Source organism: Micromonospora sp. 4G55, from assembly GCF_016803375.1.
In genome coordinates, this window is sequence record NZ_JAEVHN010000508.1 from 1 (window position 1) to 4,536 (window position 4,536).

2 protein-coding genes and 3 pseudogenes are annotated in these 4,536 nt (G+C 74.1%); all 5 read right to left on the bottom strand.

Translation table 11 applies throughout. The annotated features are described in order from the left end of the window. Positions 1-90 precede the first annotated feature (90 nt). Positions 91-357 (bottom strand): annotated as a pseudogene (locus JNW89_RS28540) (hypothetical protein); the annotation flags it as partial. 177 nt (positions 358-534) lie between these two features. Next, positions 535-1,185: a GNAT family N-acetyltransferase gene (locus JNW89_RS28545; RefSeq protein ID WP_238451464.1), complete on the bottom strand. Its 651-nt coding sequence runs from the start codon at positions 1,183-1,185 to the stop codon at positions 535-537. A 52-nt stretch (positions 1,186-1,237) separates the two neighbouring features. Continuing rightward, positions 1,238-2,534, bottom strand: a pseudogene (glp, locus tag JNW89_RS28550) (gephyrin-like molybdotransferase Glp). After that, positions 2,531-3,484: a UTP--glucose-1-phosphate uridylyltransferase gene (locus tag JNW89_RS28555; protein WP_179802988.1), complete on the bottom strand. Its 954-nt coding sequence runs from the start codon at positions 3,482-3,484 to the stop codon at positions 2,531-2,533. Before JNW89_RS28555 ends, glp begins: the two are co-directional and overlap by 4 nt. 9 nt (positions 3,485-3,493) lie before the next feature. After that, a pseudogene (locus JNW89_RS28560) lies at positions 3,494-4,536 on the bottom strand (diguanylate cyclase); the annotation flags it as partial.

Here is a 4,536-nt window from a genome sequence, read left to right on the forward strand (position 1 = left end):
ACGTCCTTGAGCAGGTGATGGATGACGTGCGCCAGCAGCAGCGCTTCATGGAGTGGCAGCATCTGCGTGCAGAGGCCCTGGGCGGCCCGCCGCCGGGGGCGCGGAAACCGGGGCGCTCAGACCGCCCGTGTTCGCATCTTCGCTGAGCGTGACAACGAGGGCGCGGGACGGATTGACCGGCCGCCGTCCCGGGACAGTACGGCGTCGCCGACGGCGCTGGAGCACCCGCGCCGTCGACTGCGCCCGCTCCGCCACCAGCCGCTCGGTGGCGTCGTACCGGCGGACCAGCGCCGGCGCGAGGGCGAGCAGGCCGGCGGCGGCGAGGACGGCGAGGAGCACCGAGGTCGGCACCCTCACCCCTCCCGTCACCGAATTCGGGGCAATCGCCGGGCCACCGCAGGATCTTCCCCGGATGGTCGTCCACGGCGCAGATCGTACGGGCGGGCAGCGCTTGCCACAGCTTGCAGTTACTTGAGGTTACGGGCCGTCGACCCTGATGCCGGCGCGCCGCGCCGATCCCGTCCGTGGGACGGCTCACCCCTCGCGGGCACGGATCCGGTGCCAGCGGGCCAGCAGACCGCCTTCGGCGGCCACCTCCTCGCTGGTCATCGCGTATCCAATGTGGTCGCGCCACGCTCCGTCGATGTGCATGTAGCGTACGTGGTACGCCTCTTCGCGGAAGCCCAGCTTCTCCACCACCCGGCGGGACGGCCGGTTCTCCGGCCGGATGTTCACCTCGACCCGGTGCAGCCCGCCCGGCCCGAAGGCGTGGTCCACGGCGAGCGCCATCGCGGTCGGGATCACCCCGCGACCCGCCACCGCCGAATCCACCCAGTACCCGACGTACCCGGAGCAGAACGCCCGCCGGACGATGCTGCCCACGTTGAGGTGCCCGACCAGCCGGTCCCGGCCGTCCTGGCGCAGGCAGACCGCGAACGGCATCCCCTCGCCGGTGCGCGCCGAGCGTCGCTGGTCCTTGTGGACGTAGCGGAACGCGGCCGGCGAGTTGGTCTCGTCCCAGGTGCCCGGCAGGTGCGACTCCCACGGCGCCAGCCAGGCCTGGTTGGCGCGGCGCACCTGCGACCAGGCGGCCGCGTCCGAGCGCCGGTACGGCCGCAGCACCACCGGCCCGTCGGTCAACACCACCGGCCAACCCGGCGCCCGCCCGAAGCCGAACAGACTCACCGAGCCGGCCCTCCGCTCGCGACTGCGGGGCTCGCAAGCTCACTCCTCGCGCTCACCGACGCCGGTCCAGCAGCAGCACGTCCACGGTGGAGCCGGCGGCGGCGGTGGTCACCCGCTCGCCGAGCACCATCAGCCCGTTCGCCTCGGCCAGCCCGGACAGGGTGAACGGCCCACCCGGCAGCGGCTGGACCGTGTATCCCCCGCCGCGCCGCTCGGCGACGTGCGCGGGGCGGAACTCGCGCAGCCCGCCCGGGGAGGTGATGGTCTCCAGCAGGTGCGCGCGGACGCTCGGCCGGAACACCGGTTCCGCCCCGGCCAGCAGGTTGATGGCCGGGCGGGCCAGCACCTCGAAGCCGATCAGCGCCGAGCCGGGCTCACCGGGAAGACACACCACCGGCACCTCCTCGGCGCCGACGGTACCGAATCCGAGCGCGGTGCCGGGATAGAGCGCCACCTCGGTGAAGGTGACCGGGCCGGCCCGGCCACCCTCCCTCCTGGACAGGATGCGCCGGACCATGTCGCCGGGGCCGGTGCCGGTGCCGCCGGTGGTGATGATCAGGTCGGCCCGCAGGGTCTGGTCCTCCAGCAGGCCGCGCAGCCCCTCCGGGTCGTCGTCGCAGATACCCACCCGGTACGCCAGCGCCCCCACCTCGGCGGCGGCGGCGGTCAACGCGTGCGAGTTGGCGTCCACCACCTGGCCGGGCTGGCTGCCCCGGCCGACGTCGACGAGTTCGTCGCCGGTGGCCACGATGACCACCCGGGGGCTGGGCCGGACCACCACGTGCCCGATCCCGGTGGCGGCGAGAACGGCGACCAGCGCCGGCGAGACGTACGTGCCGGCGCGGGCGAGCAGGGTGCCGGCGGGTAGTTCCTCACCGGCGCGGCGGACGCCGTACCCGCGCTTGGGGGGTCCGGAAGATCTCCACCGCGGCCATGCCCTGGTCGGTCCACTCGACCGGGACGACCACGTCCGCGGCCACCGGCAGCGGCGCCCCGGCGGCGACCGAGAAGCACGAGCCCGGGGTGAGCCGGACCGGTCGCCAGCTCGCCGCGCCCAGGTCGCCGACCACGTTCAACCGCACGGTACGGCCGCCCGACCCCCCGGAGGGAGCCGGGCCGTAACCGACGAGGTCCTCCCAGCGGGCCGCGTACCCGTCCACCGCCGCCTGGTCGAAGGCGGGAAACGAGTGCGGCGCGACGACGTCCTCGGCGAGGACGTTGCCGTACGCCTGGGTGAGGTCGAGGTCGAGCGGAGGCAGCGCGCGCAACCTGCGCAGCACACTGCCCAGGTAGTCGGCGAGCGGCGTCAACTCGTTCGCGGCCGCCTCGGCGTCGGCCGTCGCTGTCATGTATTAGGTCCGCCCGACGCGTCGGAGTTGACGAACTCGGCCAGCCACTTGCGGAACTCACCGCCGATGTCGTCGCGCTCGACGGCGATCTGCACCACCGTCTGGAGGTAGCCCAGCGGCATGCCGGTGTCGTAGCGGGTGCCCCGGTAGACGATGGCGTGCACCGGCACGCCCTCGTTGCGCAGCAGTTCCATCGCGTCGGTCAGCTGGATCTCGCCGCCGCTGCCCGGCTCGGTGCGCCGGATCGCGTCGAAGATCCGGCCCGGCAGCACGTACCGGCCGAGGACGGCGAGGTTGCTCGGCGCGTCCTCCGGCTTCGGCTTCTCCACCATGCCGGTCACCTTGACCACCTCGCCGATGTCGGTCAGCTCCGACTCGGCCGGCTCGACCGAGGCGATGCCGTACCGGCTGGTCTCGGCCGGGTCCACCTCGAAGAAGGCCAGCACCACACCGCCGGTGCGCGCCTGAAGCTCCAGCATGGCCGGCAGCAGCGGCTGGTCGAGCTTGACGAACTCGTCGCCGAGCAGCACCGCGAAGGGCTCGTCGCCGACGTGCGACGCGGCGTACCCGACGGCGTGCCCGAGGCCGAGCTGCTCCGGCTGGCGGCGGGTGTGGATCTCGGCCAGCTCGGTGGTGCGCTGCACGGCGGCCAGCAGCTCCGGCTTCTTCGCGAGCCGTTCCTCCAGGTCCGGCCGGCGGTCGAAGTGGTCCACCATGGCCGTCTTGTTGCGCCCGGTGATCAGCAGTACGTCGGTGAGCCCGGCCTGGGCGGCCTCCTCGACGATGTACTGCAGGACCGGACGGTCGACCACCGGCAGCAGTTCCTTGGGCACCGCCTTCGTCGCCGGCAGGAACCGGGTGGCCAGGCCGGCGGCCGGGATGACGGCCTTGACCGCACGGGGACGGCCGGTCGCGGCGGCCGTCGAGGGGTTCGCTGAGTGCTCCGACATGTCGCGAGACTATCGGCCACGGCTCTGCCGCGGCGGGTGAGGACCGGAAGACGCGCCGCCCGTAGCCGGCTGTGTCACACCCGGAGCGGGTGCCGGGACTCCGGCGACCTGCCGGCTCGAACCCTCCGCCGCCCTGGTGGCCGCCGGCCCGGCGCGCGGCAGCTCGTCGTCCGGGCTGACCGCGCCGGCCGGCACCGGGATCTCCTCGGTCACCGCGTCGGGGCGCAGCCCGGTCACCCGGTAACCGTCCCGCCCGGCGGCCTTGGCCGCGTACAACGCCTCGTCGGCGGCGTCGAGCACCTGCTGGCCGGTGCTGGCGTGGTCGGGGTAGACGGCGATGCCGATGGAGACGGTCACCGTGATCGCCACGTGCTCGTCGACCACGATCGGGGTGTCCCGCACGGCCGCGCCCAACCGCTCGGCGACGATCGCCGCGCCCCGGGCGTCGGTCTCCGGGAGCAGCACCACGAACTCCTCGCCGCCCTGCCGGAACGCCAGGTCGACCTCACGGATCTCGCCGCGTACCCGGCGGGCGAACTCGGCCAGCACGACGTCCCCGGCGGTGTGCCCGTACGTGTCGTTGACCCGCTTGAACCGGTCCACGTCCAGGGCGAGGATGCTCAGCATCCGCCCGAACCGGCTGGCCCGCTCCACCTCGCGGCGCAGCGACGCGCGCAGGTAGCGGTAGTTCCACAGCCCGGTCAGCGGGTCGGTCAGCGAAAGCCGTTGCGCCTCCTCGTGCACCCGGACGTTCTCCACCGCGACCGCCGCGTGGCCGGCGAAGGTGCGCAGGGTGGCCAGGTCGTCGTCGTCGAACTCCGCGCCGCCCAGCCGGTCGTAGAGGGCCAGCACCCCGACCGCCGGCTCCCGGCCCGCCGGTTCGGCGCCGCCGGGCGCGGTGAAGGGCACCGCCACGTACGTCTCGCAGCGCGGCTCCCCCGCCGGCGCCTCGGCCGGCTCGAACCGGCCGCGCTGCGGCTCCCCGGTGGCGGCGACCGCGGCCGATCACCCCGCTGCCGACCGGCACCCCGCAGCGGCTCGGCGTCCGGCAC